20 protein-coding genes and 1 tRNA gene are annotated in these 16561 nt (G+C 54.9%); 3 read left to right on the plus strand and 18 right to left on the minus strand.

The genetic code is table 11. The features are described from left to right. Positions 1 to 10: 10 nt before the first annotated feature. The 3 genes from KNP79_RS13155 to KNP79_RS13165 all read right to left on the minus strand — a co-directional run bounded on the left by KNP79_RS13155 (position 11) and on the right by KNP79_RS13165 (position 2553). Positions 11 to 1036, minus strand: coding sequence for a sugar-binding transcriptional regulator (locus tag KNP79_RS13155; protein WP_215192777.1), 1026 nt, complete (start codon positions 1034 to 1036; stop codon positions 11 to 13). A gap of 112 nt (positions 1037 to 1148) precedes the next feature. Then, entirely contained in the window at positions 1149 to 1406 is a 258-nt protein-coding gene (locus KNP79_RS13160; protein WP_034778531.1) for a glutaredoxin family protein, read from the minus strand. A 1-nt stretch (position 1407) separates the two neighbouring features. Continuing rightward, the gene (locus KNP79_RS13165; RefSeq protein WP_215192729.1) at positions 1408 to 2553 is read right to left on the minus strand and encodes an RNA polymerase factor sigma-54; all 1146 of its coding nucleotides are present in this window, start codon (positions 2551 to 2553) and stop codon (positions 1408 to 1410) included. A 123-nt stretch (positions 2554 to 2676) separates the two neighbouring features. Here KNP79_RS13165 and KNP79_RS13170 point away from each other — a divergent pair. Both KNP79_RS13170 and clpP read left to right on the plus strand, forming a co-directional pair. Then, positions 2677 to 2749: transfer RNA gene (locus tag KNP79_RS13170), tRNA-Arg, on the plus strand. 151 nt (positions 2750 to 2900) lie between these two features. Further along, the gene (gene clpP, locus KNP79_RS13175; protein WP_138859072.1) at positions 2901 to 3476 is read left to right on the plus strand and encodes an ATP-dependent Clp endopeptidase proteolytic subunit ClpP; all 576 of its coding nucleotides are present in this window, start codon (positions 2901 to 2903) and stop codon (positions 3474 to 3476) included. 41 nt (positions 3477 to 3517) lie between these two features. Here clpP and KNP79_RS13180 read toward each other — a convergent pair whose 3' ends face one another. The 13 genes from KNP79_RS13180 to hprK form a co-directional block, all read right to left on the minus strand. Next, entirely contained in the window at positions 3518 to 4213 is a 696-nt protein-coding gene (locus KNP79_RS13180) for a MerR family transcriptional regulator (protein WP_215192731.1), read from the minus strand. A gap of 57 nt (positions 4214 to 4270) precedes the next feature. Continuing rightward, the gene (locus tag KNP79_RS13185) at positions 4271 to 4711 is read right to left on the minus strand and encodes a hypothetical protein (protein WP_215192733.1); all 441 of its coding nucleotides are present in this window, start codon (positions 4709 to 4711) and stop codon (positions 4271 to 4273) included. 62 nt (positions 4712 to 4773) lie between these two features. After that, complete coding sequence (locus KNP79_RS13190; RefSeq protein WP_021065440.1) at positions 4774 to 5289, minus strand: DUF2179 domain-containing protein; 516 nt, start codon at positions 5287 to 5289, stop codon at positions 4774 to 4776. Positions 5290 to 5384: 95 nt separating this feature from the next. Next, positions 5385 to 5621 (minus strand): hypothetical protein, encoded by a 237-nt coding sequence (locus KNP79_RS13195; RefSeq protein WP_021065439.1) that lies wholly within the window; start codon positions 5619 to 5621, stop codon positions 5385 to 5387. Positions 5622 to 5707: 86 nt separating this feature from the next. After that, on the minus strand, positions 5708 to 6661 hold the full coding sequence (gene whiA, locus KNP79_RS13200; protein ID WP_034778536.1) for a DNA-binding protein WhiA: 954 nt from the start codon (positions 6659 to 6661) through the stop codon (positions 5708 to 5710). A 31-nt stretch (positions 6662 to 6692) separates the two neighbouring features. Continuing rightward, positions 6693 to 7688: a gluconeogenesis factor YvcK family protein gene (locus KNP79_RS13205; RefSeq protein WP_214752922.1), complete on the minus strand. Its 996-nt coding sequence runs from the start codon at positions 7686 to 7688 to the stop codon at positions 6693 to 6695. Position 7689: 1 nt separating this feature from the next. Then, entirely contained in the window at positions 7690 to 8562 is an 873-nt protein-coding gene (rapZ, locus tag KNP79_RS13210) for an RNase adapter RapZ (protein ID WP_029595053.1), read from the minus strand. 125 nt (positions 8563 to 8687) lie between these two features. After that, the gene (gene trxB, locus KNP79_RS13215; protein ID WP_029595052.1) at positions 8688 to 9641 is read right to left on the minus strand and encodes a thioredoxin-disulfide reductase; all 954 of its coding nucleotides are present in this window, start codon (positions 9639 to 9641) and stop codon (positions 8688 to 8690) included. 68 nt (positions 9642 to 9709) lie between these two features. Next, positions 9710 to 11182 (minus strand): tetratricopeptide repeat protein, encoded by a 1473-nt coding sequence (locus tag KNP79_RS13220; protein ID WP_251132974.1) that lies wholly within the window; start codon positions 11180 to 11182, stop codon positions 9710 to 9712. 295 nt (positions 11183 to 11477) lie between these two features. Further along, the gene (locus KNP79_RS13225; protein WP_215192735.1) at positions 11478 to 11960 is read right to left on the minus strand and encodes an acyltransferase; all 483 of its coding nucleotides are present in this window, start codon (positions 11958 to 11960) and stop codon (positions 11478 to 11480) included. Further along, positions 11953 to 12603, minus strand: a complete 651-nt coding sequence (gene ppaX / locus KNP79_RS13230) for a pyrophosphatase PpaX (protein ID WP_035385648.1) — start codon at positions 12601 to 12603, stop codon at positions 11953 to 11955. Before ppaX ends, KNP79_RS13225 begins: the two co-directional genes overlap by 8 nt. After that, positions 12603 to 13421, minus strand: a complete 819-nt coding sequence (lgt, locus tag KNP79_RS13235; protein WP_029595048.1) for a prolipoprotein diacylglyceryl transferase — start codon at positions 13419 to 13421, stop codon at positions 12603 to 12605. The genes ppaX and lgt overlap by 1 nt, the downstream gene beginning before the upstream one ends. Continuing rightward, the gene (hprK, locus tag KNP79_RS13240; RefSeq protein WP_029595047.1) at positions 13421 to 14359 is read right to left on the minus strand and encodes an HPr(Ser) kinase/phosphatase; all 939 of its coding nucleotides are present in this window, start codon (positions 14357 to 14359) and stop codon (positions 13421 to 13423) included. Before hprK ends, lgt begins: the two co-directional genes overlap by 1 nt. A 151-nt stretch (positions 14360 to 14510) precedes the next feature. On the opposite strand from hprK, the gene KNP79_RS13245 reads away from it, so the two are divergent. Beyond that, positions 14511 to 14867, plus strand: coding sequence for a hypothetical protein (locus tag KNP79_RS13245; RefSeq protein ID WP_029595046.1), 357 nt, complete (start codon positions 14511 to 14513; stop codon positions 14865 to 14867). A 49-nt stretch (positions 14868 to 14916) separates the two neighbouring features. Here the strand turns inward: KNP79_RS13245 and KNP79_RS13250 are convergent, their stop codons facing one another. Together KNP79_RS13250 and KNP79_RS13255 are read right to left on the minus strand one after the other, a co-directional pair. Next, positions 14917 to 15276 carry a hypothetical protein gene (locus KNP79_RS13250; RefSeq protein ID WP_215192738.1) on the minus strand — a complete coding sequence of 120 codons (360 nt, stop codon included), beginning with the start codon at positions 15274 to 15276 and terminating at the stop codon, positions 14917 to 14919. A gap of 63 nt (positions 15277 to 15339) precedes the next feature. Then, a complete protein-coding gene (locus KNP79_RS13255) occupies positions 15340 to 16518 on the minus strand; it encodes a DUF4097 family beta strand repeat-containing protein (RefSeq protein ID WP_215192740.1) in 1179 nt (392 codons plus the stop codon). Positions 16519 to 16561 lie beyond the last annotated feature (43 nt).

The following is a 16561-nucleotide window of genomic DNA, read 5'->3' on the forward strand; positions in this document are numbered from 1 at the left end:
GGTCAACTCTTTAATAACGATTTAATAATTCTGTCGCCGCACCTTCGTCTGTGACGAGGATGATGTTCGGCGTGTGTTTCGCATATGCGGCAATCGCTTGTGCCTTCGATTTCCCTCCGGCGACCGCGATGACGGTGTCCATGTCGTCGAGCTCCTCTAATTGGATCCCGACCGTCTTGACCCGATGAACGATTTCACCTTCGGCGTTGAAGTAATATCCGAACGCCTCGGCGACGGCATCATGCCGTTCGATCATCCGCAAATGCTCTGGTGACGCGTGACGGCGTTTCGCCATCGTTTCCGCCTCACCAATTCCATGTACCACAATTCGCGCCGCTCTAATCATTTCCAGGACATTTTTTATGCTAGGTTCCTCCACCATCCGCTCGAACGTCTCTTGCGAAACCTCGTCCGGAATGTGGAGTAAATGATAGTCGGCATGGGCCCGGTCGGCCATTCGAGAACAGACGGTGTTCGCCTGTAACTCAAGCGTCTCCCCGAGTCCGCCGCGTGCCGGCACGAAATGCATCGGCCGTTCTTTTTTATCGGGCGACATCATGGCCGCAACCGATGCCATCGTCGTCCCGCCTGTGACCGCGATGATATTGTCGTCAGGTGCCAGTCGCGCTTTCAGCTGCGCGACGGCGGCCCGACCGATATCTCGCTGGACCCAGAACGTCTCGTCGGAATCACCCGGTACGATGACGACTTGGCGAACGCCTAGTTTTCGCTCGAGTTCTCGTGCGACTTCCGAGATTCCTAGGATCTCCCCCATGACCTCGTGCAAGTCTCTGAGAACGTTTCGGCCCGATTCCGTAAGGGAAATACCTTGAGTAGCGACCATCAATAGACCTTGGTCTTTCAAAAAGTCGACTTCTCGTCTTAGGATTCGTTCCGTCAGCCCGAGGCTTGTGGCGAGTGTCCGGCGACCGATTGGCTGCATCAACCGGACGTAATGTAAGATGTCGTAACGATGTCGGAGCGTATCGAGCATGTCGGGAACGATTTGCTTCTGAACTTGAATCAGCTGCTGGATCATACTCATTCCCCCTCGACTTAAAGCGTGGACAATTTTTGTCCCACTTTTATATTTGCGTCCCACCGCTACGACTTCATCTTATCAATGACCTTTCCGTCTTGCAACCCCTTCAAACGTTTTTTTTCGATGTAAGCGTATACTTAACAAAATCTTCAACTTTACTGTCATCGTATCGCCCTTGACTAATGACGCGCCCCTCGTGTAAGACGACGGGGATCTCGAACAAGTACTTCGCCTCGAGTTCTTCGTTGCCCGTGATGTCGACCTGCTCGAGTTCGAACGGATAGTCTTCCATGAGCCATTCGAGCATGACGAGTGCCTCCTCGCAGAGCGAACAGTTGGCACGCCGGTATAATGTCAGCACCATGTCAGTCCCCTCCTTTCCATAGTTGTCGTTCCCGCTCCCGCGAGTTTCCAAAACCGAGCGCTTCCCGATAGTTCGCCACGGTCCGTCGTGTCACCGTATAGCCGATCCGGGCCAACTCTCGCATGAGTGCGGCGTCACTCAAAGGTGACGTCTCTTGTTGAATCAGTTCGGCGAGCGCCTTTTTCACCATGAACGGCGATTGCCCATGATCCGTGGACCTGACGAAAAAGTGGCGCCACGCCATGACACCGCCCTCGGTCGCCACATACTTTCCTTGGATGGCCCGTCCGACGGTCGACTCGTGCTTGCCGATCCGTTCGGCGACTTCTTTCCGCGTCAACGGATGCAAGACGAGGTTGCCGTCGAGCCAGTCCGCCTGACGTTCCGCGATGACCGTCCATACTGAATGAAGCGTCGCGTTCCGCATCTCGAGCGTCTCGTGCCACCACTTCGCCTCGCGGTCGTCCCCGATTCGAGCCACATCGAGCGTTGGGCTGAACCATGTTGTCACAAGCTCACCGTCACGCCGGACGACTTCGAGTTCCGGTACGATATGCTCGGTTCCTTCATATAATATTGGTGTTTTCGGTAACGTCGCCACGATACGGGTCACCCGGTCGAACTCGGCCACCGAGATGTCGAGTCGTCCCGGGATGTCATCAACGTTCGCGTCGAGCGCCTCGAACACGTCCAAGACGAGCGGGTCGTCATGTTCAATCGCATGCCGGTACTGACAGTCCCGCTCATTCTTCGCCCCGATCCCCGTCGGTTCTAAAAACAAGAGCGCCTGGCGTGCCGCCTCAATGTCCGCCACATCGACCTCGAACCGATGGGCGAGCACGAAGTCACTATCAGGTAAGAGGCCGCGGTGGTCTAGCGCGAGGACGAGTCGCTTTTGAAGCATACGTTGGACCTCGTTCCCACTTCCTTCCTCGATTTGTTCGAACAGACGCGACTCGAACCCGCTCGCCGTGTCCTCCACCCATTCGACCGCACCGCTGCCGATGGCGATGTTCGGGTTCCGCTTTGACAAGCGGCCGAGCTGAAAAGCGATCGCGGTCCGGTCTGCTTCGAGAACCGGCAGACGCCTGACCATGTCCTGGGTCAGCTGTTGCTTTTGAAGTTGCTGTTGTTCTTGGCGTTGCATCGGTCACACCCCTCTCGTTTCCTATTGTAGCGAAAGGCGGGAAAACGCGCTCAAAAAAAAGTGAGACGAACAGGATTGCTTTTTTAAAAAAACAAATGTATAATAAATCGTGTCAGAGAACATGCACCCGTAGCTCAGGGGATAGAGCACTGGTTTCCGGTGCCAGGTGTCGGGAGTTCGAATCTCTCCGGGTGTATCAAAGAAAGAGGTCAGGCAGATGCCTGGCCTCTTTTGTCGTTTTAGAATCGTCAAACCGTGGAATAGGTCAAAAACGATGACTATCGTTTGACCAACATTGACTATAGCGGTATGATATGTTTACAACCTACATAAAGGAGGCAGATTCAATGTTAATTCCAACAGTTATCGAACAAACAGGTCGCGGGGAACGCGCGTACGATATTTACTCACGCTTGCTCAAGGACCGCATCATCTTGCTCGGAAGTGCGATCGACGACAACGTCGCCAACTCGATCGTTGCCCAGCTCCTCTTCCTTGCAGCCGAGGACCCAGATAAGGACATCTCACTTTACATCAACAGCCCGGGTGGTTCGATCACTTCCGGAATGGCGATTTATGACACGATGAACTTCATCAAACCGAACGTGTCGACGATTTGTATCGGAATGGCCGCATCGATGGGTGCCTTCTTGCTCCAAGCCGGTGAAAAAGGCAAACGCTTCGCGCTTCCAAACGCGGAGATCATGATTCACCAACCGCTCGGCGGTACGCAAGGTCAAGCATCGGACATCAAGATCCATGCTGAACGCATCATCAAGATGCGCGAGAAATTGAACCAAATCATGGCCGACAACACAGGCCAGCCGCTTGAAGTCATCGAGCGCGACACAGAGCGCGACTACTTCATGTCAGCTGAACAAGCGAAAGACTACGGTCTCATCGACAAGGTCATGACGCGTTAATCCAAAAGCGCCTTTCCCAACTCCGGGAAAGGCGCTTCTTTTTATTGGACAGGTAACCAAATTTCAATCAAGTCGTCAGCTCCGTCTTGCCCATGAATGTAGCGCTCAAAATCGAGTGCATCCCGCAACGTTACATCCGGCAACGCTAGAAGTTGATTATACGTCGTGGGGATGGCCGGGATTCCGCCTTCGACCGTGGCGACAAGATAACGTCCTGCCGACAGTTCAACCTGTCTTCCCTCTTCTCCTATGACAGGATCAGTCATCCCTGCTAGATAAGCTTCTTCTTTCGCTAAACAGACGCCATATGATTCGTCTGTCGTCAGCTCTGGTTGCAATTTTTCCCAAACGAATGGGATTGTGGTGAGTTCGGATACATAGCCGTTCACGATTTTCGGTCGGTCCCACATCTCATAACGTACTTTCATTGAATCTCCCCCTGTTTGCATCCATTTGATTTGTTGCTCGACTTGTCGCAACGCCTCGATTTCGCGTTGGACCTCATCAAGTCTGCTGTCGAGTAACTCGCTCACACTTTCTGCCGTTTGAATTTGTTCGAGCGAGATACCCATTTGGCGTAGTAACTTGATTTCGTTCAGGCGTCTTATTTCTTCCATCCCGTATAACCGATACTGATTATCTAAACGAGTCGGTCGTACGAGTCCTTTCGCTTCATACCATTTGATTGCTTTAGTGGACAACCCCGTTAGATGGACCACTTTTCCGATTTGAATCATTGGCGTCCCCCCTTCTCGTTGATCATAAAGCCGCCCGTAGCGGACAGGTCAACTCTTTTATTCCTCGACCTCGACCCCGAACACATAGCGGCTATCGCCTTGCGGCCATTCCCCGCCCGTCTCAAACAAATAGACGCCCGGTTCGTCGGGCACGACGGGTTCAGACCGTACGAGCTCCCCATCGATGATTTGATGGAATGAGGCGTTCGACGGCTCGGCATGGAACTCGACATCAATCTCGGCACCCGGTTCGACGGGCACGAGCTGCAAGTCGTCCGCTTCCGGCAACCCGTGGTCTTCACATACCGCCTCGCCCCCATTGGACCAGCAGAACGTCGACTGCTTCACCTCGGCCGTCACCGACCCGATCCGGACTGTCGGGAGCGGCGGTTTGATCGAGGACTCCGACTTCCAAAACGAGGTGGCCAACAACGCGCCGCCGACGAGAATCAACCCAACCACGACGATCCATAACCCTTTTCGTCTCAACTCGCTCATCTCCTTTGTTCTTGTATTCCCCGTTCCACGAAAAAACGACCCACTTCCGTGAGTCGTCCCGTTCATTTCGGGCGTCGGAGCCCTTTCATCATATAGCCGCCTTTAAAGTCAATCGGATCGAATGCGACGAGGAACGCCTTCGGCTCATACTCCTCGACCATTTGCCGCAAATCTTTCATCCGTGTCCGTGCCGCCAAGACGTCGAGACGATATCGGATGCCGTCACGCCCCTGACCTTGGTAGTGCGTCACACCATAACCGCTGTCGCGCATCTTTTGGATGAGCTCGGCCGGGAACTCTTGCGTGTGGACTTGGATCATGTTGTAGCCGATAGCAAGCTTACGCTCGACGTAACCGCCGACGAGAATCCCGAGCCCGAATCCGACCGCATAGACGATCATGCCGAGCGTCGTCAAATCTTGGAACACGATCCCGAGCGCGAAGATATAGATTAGCGTCTCAAGCGTCCCGAACAGCCCCGCAATCATCGTTTTTCCTTTGACGAGCATGATTGTCCGAAGCGTCAGCACCGGTACGTAGACGAGTTGTAATACTAGGATGAGCAAGATTTGCCCCATAGGATCGACCTCCATTCGAATTCAATATAACCACTATTCCAAATTTTAAGGCCGGATGCAACCAAAAAAGGCTGACCGCAGTCAGCCTTTCGCAATTATTTGTCTAAGTTATCCACGCTCGTGAGCAGTTCATAATCTTTGCGGATGACCTGATAGATGGCGTTCGTGTCACCTGACAATACTTCTTCCGCGCGCAATTGGTTGAGGAAGAGGCTTGTCGCGAACGTGACGAGGGCGCTTTTCGGGATCCCGATTTGTTTCGCACGCTCCGTGATGACCTGGTCTAAATCAGCGTCGATCGTGAGCGAGATTCTTTTCTTTGCATTCGACATAATCATGAAGCTCCTTTAAGTTACATTTCTAAGTCCTATACACAATTGCTAATTATATAGGAAGAATGGTTTTGGTGCAACCGGGGTCACGATGAGCTGATTTCTTCACCGTTTCGCACCTTGTCCGCGATCTGGTCGATCTTGCGGAGCCGATGGTTGATCCCCGATTTCGAGATCGGTCCCGTCTCGAGCATCTCGCCGAGTTCTTGGAGCGAGACGTCTTGATGGGTGACCCGGAGCTCGGCGATTTCCCGGAGTTTGACCGGTAAGATTTCAAGCCCGACCGTGCGCTCGAGGAACTTGATGTTCTCGACTTGGCGGAGCGCCGCCCCGACAGTCTTGTTCAAGTTCGCCGTCTCACAGTTGACGAGCCGGTTGACCGAGTTGCGCATGTCTTTGATAATACGCGCGTCCTCGAAGTCGAGCATGCCGCGCGTCGCCCCGATGAGTTTCAGGAAGTCCGAGATCTTTTCACTCTCTTTGATATAGAGGATATGCCCTTTCTTCCGCTCGAGCGTCTTCGCGTTCAAGCCGAAGCGGTTGGCGAGGTCACGGAGCGCCTGGTTATGGTTCTCGTACAGGCTGTACACCTCGAGGTGATACGACGACGTCTTCGGATGGTTGATCGACCCGCCGGCAAGGAACGACCCGCGTAAATAGGCACGGGCGAGGTTCTCGTCACGTGTCATGTCCGAGTTGAGCGTGCGGATCATCTCGTAGTTCTCCCCGAGGATTTCAAGGTCTCGAAGCATCGTCTCGGCACGCTGGGCGACCCGGACGATATAGACGTTGTTCTTCTTCAACCGCATTTTCTTCCGTACGAACAAATCGAGATGATGGTCGTACAGCCGTTTCATGAGGGAATAGATTCGACGTGCGATGGCGGCGTTCTCGGTCGAGACGTCGAGCGTCATCCCTCGCCCTAAAGCGAGCGAGATGACGCCGTTCATCCGGACGAGCGCGGATAGTTCCGCTTTCGCCTCGGCATCGGTCACGACGAGTTGCGTCAATTCTTTTTTGACGTCAGAGGCAAAGCTCATGCCGGTCCCCTCCTTTCTGTTCAATCACAACTTATTTCAGCTCAAGTTCTTGGAACGAGCGTGGTTTCTTGATGCGCAGGACACGTTGCATGACGAGTCCGGCGATGGCGTCCGAGTCATGGCGGATATAGTCACGGTTATAGTCGACGATGTCCCCCGCGAGCACGTTCGTGCCGTAATTTCGAAGCTTCTTCCGATCGAAGCGGACTTCTTCCGAGCCGTCCTCGAGGTAACGCTCTAAATAGATGTCCTCGATTGGCTCGTTGTTGACGACGATCGTGTCGACCGTCGACTTGCCGAGATATGCCTCGATCGATTTCAAATGTTTCATCGCGTCATACCCTTTCGTCTCACCAGGCTGCGTCATGACGTTGCAGATGTAGACGACCGGTTTACCCGAGCGGACGATGGCGTCACGCACTTCTGGAATCAAGAGGTTCGGGATGATGCTCGTATACAAGCTCCCTGGACCGAGCACGATCAGATCGGCGTCCTCGATTGCCTCGACGACACCAGCCGCCGGCTTGATGCCTTCCTCGAGCAAGAACAGGCGCTTGATTTGTTTCTCGACGAGCGGGATCTTCGATTCACCTTTGACGATCGTCCCGTCTTCGAACTCGGCGGCGAGCGTCATGAGTGTCTCCGTCACCGGGAGCACCTTGCCTTGGGCGTTCAACAGCTGCGACAAGACGTCGACCGCCTTGACGAACGAGCCTTCGCAGATATGCGTCGCCGCCGTCAACATGAGGTTGCCGAGCGAGTGCCCTTCGAGCCCGTAACCGCTGTCGAACCGATACTGCAAAATCTTGTCCATGAGTGGCTCGACCTCGGACAAGGCGAGGATGACGTTCCGGATGTCGCCCGGCGGCAACATATGGAACTCGTCACGGAGGCGCCCCGAGCTGCCCCCGTCGTCCCCGACCGTGACGATGGCCGTGATGTCGAGCGGATAATGCTTCAAGCCCCGGACGAGCGTCGAGAGGCCCGTCCCTCCACCGATGGCCACCACTTTTCTATCGCGTCTCATCTTATTTCTCCTTCGTCGCATGCGCGAGATCGCGATGGACGGTCTTGACGTTATAGCGTTCGGCGAAATGGGCCGACACTTTCTCGGCGAACGTGATCGAACGGTGCTTCCCGCCCGTACAGCCGAAGGCGACGACGACTTGCGTCTTCCCTTCGCGCTTGTACTGCGGCAACAGGAATTCGAGCATGTCGATCAGTTTTTTATAGAACGCCCGCGCCTCGGGGTGCGACATGACGTAATTCTGGACTTCTTCCGTCTGCCCGGTGAGCGGACGGAGTTCCGGGATATAGAACGGGTTCGTGATGAAGCGGACGTCGAACAACAGGTCGATGTCGAGCGGGACGCCGTGTTTGAACCCGAACGACATGAAGTTGACCGTGAACGGGATCCGTTCCTCGTTGAACTGGAGCAAGATGCGGTCTTTGAGCATCTGCGGCTTCAAGTCGCTCGTATCGTAGAGCGTATGGGCCCGGTCACGGAACCCTTCGAGCAACGAGCGCTCCATTCCGATGCCGACGAGCGGCGCGTCTTCCGGGGCGAGCGGATGCGACCGGCGCGTCTCCTTGTAGCGGCGCACGAGCACTTCGTCCCGTGTGTCGAGATACAACAAGTGCGGGTGCACGTTCTTCTGTTCCAAGTCGTCGATGACGATGAACAGGCTGTCGATGAAGTCGCGCGTCCGTGTGTCGATCGCGACGGCGATCTTCGGCCGGACCGAGCTGATGACATCGATCAATTGCGGCAAGAGCACCGGCGGCAAGTTATCGACGCAAAAATAGCCGAGATCCTCAAAGCTATTCATTGCGACCGATTTCCCGGCCCCGCTCATCCCGCTGATGATGATCAATTCTTCTAATCCTTTAAAGTCTTCCATGTCACTGACGCCCCCTTAAAATTGACAACCGAGCCGTGTGTGCAGCTCTCTTCTGTCCTTAGTATAACGAACGTCCGAAAAAAAGAGAAGGGATTGCGGTCGCCCGCAATCCCTTCTGCCTCATGTCACGCGTTTTGTTCGTGCAACGCCTCGAGGAGTCCCTCGATATAGTGTTGCGCGTTTTGAGCGGCAATCGATCCGTCGTTCGTCGCGGTGACGACTTGACGGAGCGTCTTGTCGCGTACGTCGCCGGCTGCGAAAATCCCTGGGATCTTCGTCTCCATCGCTTCGTTCGTGACGATATAGCCTTGCTCGTTCGTGATGCCGAGGTCTTTGACGAAACCAGTGATCGGGTTCATACCAATATAGATGAACACACCGTCGATTTCGTGGTCCGACTCGGTCCCATCGACCGTGCTGACGAGACGTGCCCCACCGACTTTACCATCGGCTTCCACGATCTCTTTGAGCGTGTGGTTCCAGATGAAGTCGATTTTCGGGTTGTCGAACGCCCGTTTTTGAAGAATCTTCTGCGCGCGAAGCTCGTCGCGACGGTGAACGATTGTCACCTTGTCAGCAAAACGTGTCAAGAACACGCCTTCCTCGACAGCTGAGTCGCCGCCGCCGATGACGAACAAGTTCTTCCCTTTGAAGAACGCCCCGTCACAGACCGCACAATACGATACACCGCGGCCGCCGAGCTCTTCTTCGCCCGGGACACCGATTTTCTTGTATTGTGCGCCAGAAGCGAGGATGATCGCCCGTGCTTTATAGTCACGGTTGTGCGCGTGGACGACTTTATATTCCGTCTCGTCCGAGATGCTTTGGACGTCGCCATAAGCGTACTCCGCCCCGAATGCTTTCGAGTGGTCGAACATTTTTTGAGACAAGTCTGGGCCGAGGATGCTGTCATAGCCCGGATAGTTTTCGATATCTTCCGTGTTCGCCATCTGTCCACCTGGGATACCGCGTTCGATCATAAGTGTCGATAAGTTGGCACGCGACGCGTAAAGTGCCGCCGTCATTCCGGCTGGGCCGGCCCCGATGATAATGACGTCATAGATTTTTTCTTCTGTCATAATGATTCCACCTCTGCATGAAATTGATTGACTTCAGTATAAGAAACCTAGGGAGGTATCGTCTATCTTTATGCTTGTTCGAGTGTCTGTTTGAACGAACGGATTGTGCCCGTGAGCGTCGCGACGTCGATTCCGAACGTGTCGGCGCAGTCGTCGAGGATGAGGGCATCCCGTTTCGCATAGAACATCCAGACGAGGGCCGCGGCCGATGCCGTGACGTCCTCGAACGATGCCCCGGCAAGGAGCAGGAGTGAGAACCGTTCATAGAAGTCGCCGTCGAGGCTCATCTGTTCCGCTTCCGTCACTTCCGTCTCGGCGAGCACGAGGGCCTCATACGCCCGAGCGATCCGGGCGTCACCGGTGAACGGTGCCCCGCAAATCTCAGCACGACATTTCTCGGCGAAGGCGAGCACCGTCTCGTTGTCGGTGATCCCGTTCGTCAACGCGAGTGCTTCAAACGCCTCGTCGTCGGCAAGTTTCGAGATGATTCGGATGATTTCGATGCGAGCCGCGTCTTCTTCTTGGCGCAACCCTTGGACGAGTGCCGAACGGAACTCGAGGTTGTCGCGGATGTCATACGGGCTCGCTTCTTCAAATTGTTTCAACTCGTCACTGTTCAAATAGGTGGCCGCTTCTTCAAGACGCCCGGTCTTGTAGGCGGACACGCTGAGCCAATGCCCGAACAGTGAATCCCCACGGAATCCGCGGTCTTTCAAGAGGCGGAGTTCTTCGTACGCGCGGTCGTATTGACCGACGAGCGCGAGTGTCGTGGCGAGTTTGTAGCGTAAGTCGAACTGGAGCGGGCGGACCCGTGTCAGCGGGACCGACAGTTGGAGCGCCGCTTCTGATTGTCCAGCCTCGTGCAACAACAAAATCGTGTTCAAAATCGCATGCAAGTTGCCCGGATTTTCATCGAGCACATACTCGAGCGTCTCGAACGCCGCTTCATCGTTGCCGAGATAAAAGTTGACGACGGCCAAGTTGTTGAACGACGGCCAAAAGCGCGGATAGCGGTCGATTAACCGTTCGAGCGTCGACTTGGCGGCGAACAAGCGGCCTTTGTCGATATGCTGCTGGGCCTCGGTGTGCCACGTGATCAACTCGTCTTCATCTTCGTCCTCGAGTTCTTGCTCGAGTTCGATCAGTTCTAATAGCGATTGGACCGAGTCCGCATAGCGCCCGTGTGCCTCGACTTCGAGGTAACGTTTCGCATACATCGCTGCTTCTTCATATAAAGAGATATAAGCGCAATTGCTCGCAAGGTGATACAAGGCCTCGGTTGACGTCTCATCGAGTTCTAGCACCCGTTTCCACACGTCATTGGCGTGATAGATCTCCCCTACTTCAAATAACAGTTCAGCGTACTGTTTGTGATAGTCGACGCGGTGCGCTGCAGCGGCAGTGGCTTCAGCCATGAAAAAAGTCGCTTCATCTAGGCGACCTTCACGTAACGCACGACGACCTCTATAGTAGTGGAGCTCCGCGGCGAGCGGAGATTCTGGTTCGGGTAGCGTCATTACTGCTTCATAGTTCGCTTCCATATTCTAAATCCTCCACATCATCTCTAAATCTATTTTTAGTTGCAGGGTTAAGAATACCGCACTCAAACAACGAGGGCAACTGAAAAACTTAAAAAAAATCGGGACTATATTCCTTCTATAATGAATATATTTTGCTAGGTCGTTCAAATGCTTTTCGACAAAAATATGGAGGTTTCATGTCAGCGCCCATAGACACAAAAAAGCGGTATCTCCTTTAAAAAAAGTGATACCGCCCTAGTAATTTTATGAGGCCCTACATGTCTTGACCTCAAAATGATTTCGCACTAAATTGTGTCTATTTTGTGTCGATGATATGGAGCTTTGCCCCAACGACGCGCTCTCCGGGCGCGACGTCACGATGGACGACGGCCCCGGCACCGATGACGGCCCGATCGCCAATCGTCACGCCAGGTAAAATCGTCACGTTCGCCCCAATCAACACCTCGTCCCCGATGTGGACGTCGCCGATCCGATACTCGTCGACGAGATACTCGTGACAGAGGATCGTCGAGTTGAACCCGATGACCGTGTTACGGCCGATCGAAATCCGCTCCGGGAACATGACGTCTGGCGTCACCATGAGTGCGAGCGCACTATAGTCCCCGATTTTCATACCGAGGAAGTTTCGATACAACCACCGCTTCGCCTTGACGGACGGGAAATACCGCCCGATCAAGACGACCGTCGTATTTTTGAAGACACGCAGGAAGCGAATCGTCCGGTACATCTGCCAAAGCGGGTTTGGCCCGTCTAGACGAAAGCGTTCCGTCTTACGCATGGACCGTGACCTCGTCGAGCCACGCCTCGAAATGTTCCATCGAGTCGATGATGACGTCCGGTTCGAGCGCTTCGAGGAACGCACGGCCTTTAATGGCCCAGCCGACAGCGACCGTCTTCGTCCCGGCGTTCTTGCCGCTGAAGATGTCCGTGTCGTTGTCCCCGACCATGACAGCGCGGTCCGCCGTCGATCCGAGCGCACGGAGCGCCCGTTCGACCGGTTCGGCGTGCGGTTTCTCATGTACGACATCATCGGCCGTGACGACCACATCGAACAGATGGTCGATCTTGAACAGACGCAAGCCTTGCTCGACGACGGGACGGCCTTTCGAGGTGACGACGCCCATCTTGTAGCCTTTGGCGTGGAGGCGATACAGCCCCTCGATCACACCCGGATATTCGGCGACGAGCTGGTCGTGCATCGCGATATTGAAGCTGCGATAGAACGCCTGCATCTCTTTCCATTCCGGCTCATTGAGCGCCTTGAACGACTTCTCGAGCGTCGGTCCGATGAACGGGAAGATGTCCTCATCGCGATACGTCTCGTCCGGGAAGTAGTACCCGAGCGTGTGACGGAAACTCGCGATGATGAGCGGGTTCGTATCGAGCAACGTGCCATCCAAATCGAATAGAAGTGTATCCATCAATCAAACAGTCCTTTCTCTGAAGGGTCGTCGTATCGTTTCGCTTTGCGGCGGACGATCATCATGACGACACCGAATACGATCATCGCGATCGAAACGAGTTGTGCCGTCCGGAGATCGCCGGCCATGAGGCTATCCGTGCGGAGCCCTTCGATATAGAAGCGTCCAATCGAATACCAGACGAGGTACGATAAGAAGATGTAGCCGCGCGGCGGGTTACCGACCATACGCCAGACGACGAGCAAGATGACGCCGAGGATGTTCCAGACGCTCTCGAACAAGAACGTCGGCAAGTAATAAGCGCCGTCGATATACATCTGATTGACGATCCAATCCGGGAGGAAGAGCGTCTCTTTCAAGAAACGGCTCGTCGTCTCGGCACCGTGCGCCTCTTGGTTCATGAAGTTCCCCCAACGTCCGACCGCTTGCCCGAGCAGGAGCGACGGAGCGAGGATATCGGTGATCTTCCAGAACGACATCGACTTGCGCATGCAATAGATGATGACGACGAGCAGCGCTCCAAAGATGGCACCATGGATTGCAATCCCGCCTTGGCGGATGTCGATGATCTGTCCAAGGTTCTCACTGTAGTAGTCCCATTGGAAGATGACGTAGTAAATCCGGGCGAAGACGATACTGATCGGAATCGACCAGATGATGACATCGACGACCCGTTCTGAATCATAATTGAGGCGCTTCGCCTCGAACAAGGCGAGAACGAGGCCGAGCATCGCACCGAAGGCGATGATCATGCCGTACCAATAAATCGGGAGCGACCCGATTTCAAACGCGACGCGGTCAAACGTTGGCTCTACCATTATTCCATGTCCCCTTCGTTGTCTTGGATGGCGTTCGCGAGACGTTCCGCGAACTCTTCGGCCGTGTTGATGCCCATGTTCTGCAGGCGATAGTTCATCGCCGCGACTTCGACGATGACGGCCAAGTTTCGTCCCGGACGGACCGGGATCGTGAGTAACGGCACTTCGCTATCGATGATTTTCATCGTGTTGTGGTCGAGCCCGACGCGGTCGTATACTTTGCCCGCATCCCAGTTCTCGAGGTTGATGATCAAGCTGATCTTCTTGTGCGAGCGGACGGCGCCAGCGCCGAACAACGTCATGACATCGATGATGCCGATCCCACGAATCTCGAGCAAGTGACGAATCAATTTCGGTGCCGAACCGACGAGCAACTGGTCCCCGGTCTGACGAATCTCGACTGAATCGTCGGCGACGAGGCGGTGACCCCGCTTGACGAGTTCGAGCGCGGTCTCAGATTTCCCGACACCGCTCTGTCCTTTGATGAGCACGCCGACGCCGTAGATGTCGACGAGCACGCCGTGCATCGCGGTCATCGGTGCGAGTTCCATCTCAAGGAAGTTTGTGATCTGTGACTCGATCGATGTCGTCATCGCGTTCGTGCGCATGAGCGGGACGTTCGCCGCCTCGGCTTCTTGTTCAATCTCTTTCGGGATGTCGAAGCCGCGCGTGATGAGGATGCCCGGTGTCAATTCCGTGCATAAAATCTTCGCCCGCTCGCGGCGGCTCTCTTCCGACAAGCTCGCGTAGAACGTGAGCTCGGTCTTCCCGAGCACTTGCAGCCGATTTTTCGCATAGTGGGTATAGTAGCCGGCAAGGACGAGTCCCGGTCGACTGAGGTCCGGTGTGGCGACGGGACGATGGAGTCCCTCTTCCCCGGCGATGACTTGAAGTTTGAAGCGCTCAACGAGTTGAGCCGTGCGTACGATATTTTGCATGAGTATCTGCCCCTTTCACGCTCATTATTGTATCATAGCTCTTCTGGAGAAGCGTCAACGAAAGTGAGCGAAACGTGTCGAAAAAAAGAGATGAAACTAATTCGTGGCGATTCCGTAGAACGGGTATAGAGGATTAGGGAGGTGAAATCACATGAATTCACTATTTTGGATTGCCATTGTCTTTATTTTTATCGTCGGGATCGCGGCGCTCGTCTACTTGGTCAAATCACTGTTTGACATGTGGCGCGAATATGCCGCGACGAAAAACGAGACGGTGTTGCTGTTGTTCATCTTGAACATCGTCGGCTTGTTCTTGTCCGGGTCGCTGTTATCGATGATCGTCGCCATCATCTTCTATTGGAAACGGTCGAAGACGATGCGGAACCTCGGGATTTTCTTACTCATCGCCGGACCGGTCCTGTTCATCCTGTTCATCATCGGCTCATTCACGCTGTATGACGGTCAAATGATGGATTGGGAACAAATGGAGTATCAAATGAATCTATGACATGACAAAAACCCGGAGGCAACTGCCTTCGGGTTTTGTCATGGATGTCTCATTCGCCCGGTACATAGCCGACCACGGTGTTCGACTCCGGTGCGGCCAAGATCGTCGGTACGTCGACGCTACTGTTCGGGTCCGCTTCGAACGAGACGGCGAGCGCCTCGGTCCCGGCATACGCATCGTCCAACAGTTCATAACCATCATCGACCGTGACACGATGTACCTCGGCACTTGCTCCCGCATCGATTGCGGGCTCCTGCCAGTTCCGCGCGGTCACATACGCCCAGGCGACAGCAATCGCTTCGTCGCCAGCCGGCTCGTTCTCATTGACGATGCGCTGTTCGTCGGCACATCCGCCAAGCACCAGCACCGCAATCATCATCCATCCGTACGCTGACACAAATCGCTTCATCCCGTCCCTCCTCGTCTCTCAAGTTAAAAGAAACCCGAAGGCAAGAGGCCTTCGGGTTGTCGGTCATTGCTGATGGAACGGGTTGTTCAAGTCGGCCGGATTGACCGGGTCGACTGGGTCGATTGGTTCCGTCGGTTCGTTTTTGTCCTCTTCGAGGAACGTCGACGGTGTGTGGAGCGAACCGTGTTCGAGGTCGATCGTGCCGGTACGCGTCCCGGCCTCGACTTCGATCCGCGGTGTCTGGCCACGGCCCGACAAGAATTCGAGTCGGCGTTGGGCGACGTCTTTCCGGTCGCGGATGATCTCGAGCTCGTCTAAATTACAGTGGAGACCACCGAAGTTCGTCTCGAGTTCTCCTTCGACCTCGACGCCGTGCGGCAAGACGAGACGGACGTTTCCGGCGAGCGAGGCGAGCTCGAACTTGGCCGGACGTGCCGTCGCGAGTTCGGCGCGGATGTTCCCGTTGCCGGTCTTGAGCGACGCCTTGTCGTATTTGCCGTTCACGATGACGGCTCCGTTGCCGGTCCGGACGTGGACGAGTTCAGATTCGACCGCTTCGACTTCGACCGTTCCGTTCCCCGTGTTGAGGAGCAGCTCCGAGGCATGTACTTCATGAAGTACGACCCGGCCGTTCGCCGTCTGGATACGAACGCTCTCGACGTCTAGGCCGTCGGCACGGACCTCACCGTTGAGCGTCTGTACGTGTAGGTGATCGAAATGATGATGCGGGACGTACAGTTCGACGTGCGCCCGGACGAGCTTGTCGCGGAGTGACACGACGAGACGGTCACCGATGACCGAATGCTTGACCGCTGACTGGAGCTGTTCGAGCGCCTTGTCCGCGTCCTGCTGACGGAGCGGACGTCCGGTGACAATCAGTTCACACTCGTCGTTGTCCGACGAGACGATCGTCGCCGAGGCGTTGAACAAGTCGAGCGAGATATCTTTCCCGGTGAACGGGAACGATTTCGAATACGTCACTTCCGGCCCGAAGTTCGAGCTGAACGTGAAGTCGCTTTCACGAAGTTTCGTCACGAGCCCTTCGACCGCCGACGTCAGTTTCGTCGTGAGCGACTCGACCGAGTAGGCATCGACTTTCTCCGTCTCTTGACGTTCCTCGAGCGCTTGGACACGCTCCGGCTCCAACTTCTCGAGCCGTTCGAGCTGGGTCATGCCTTCTTCAATCGTCAACTTCCCGTCTTTCACTTGCTGGAGAATCAGTTCACGCATTTCTTGTTTCACTGTTCGTTTCCCCCTTCGATTTGGTCACACGTCAATCATGTTC

The organism is Exiguobacterium sp. s7 (genome assembly GCF_018618195.1).
Lineage (GTDB): Bacteria > Bacillota > Bacilli > Exiguobacteriales > Exiguobacteriaceae > Exiguobacterium > Exiguobacterium mexicanum_A.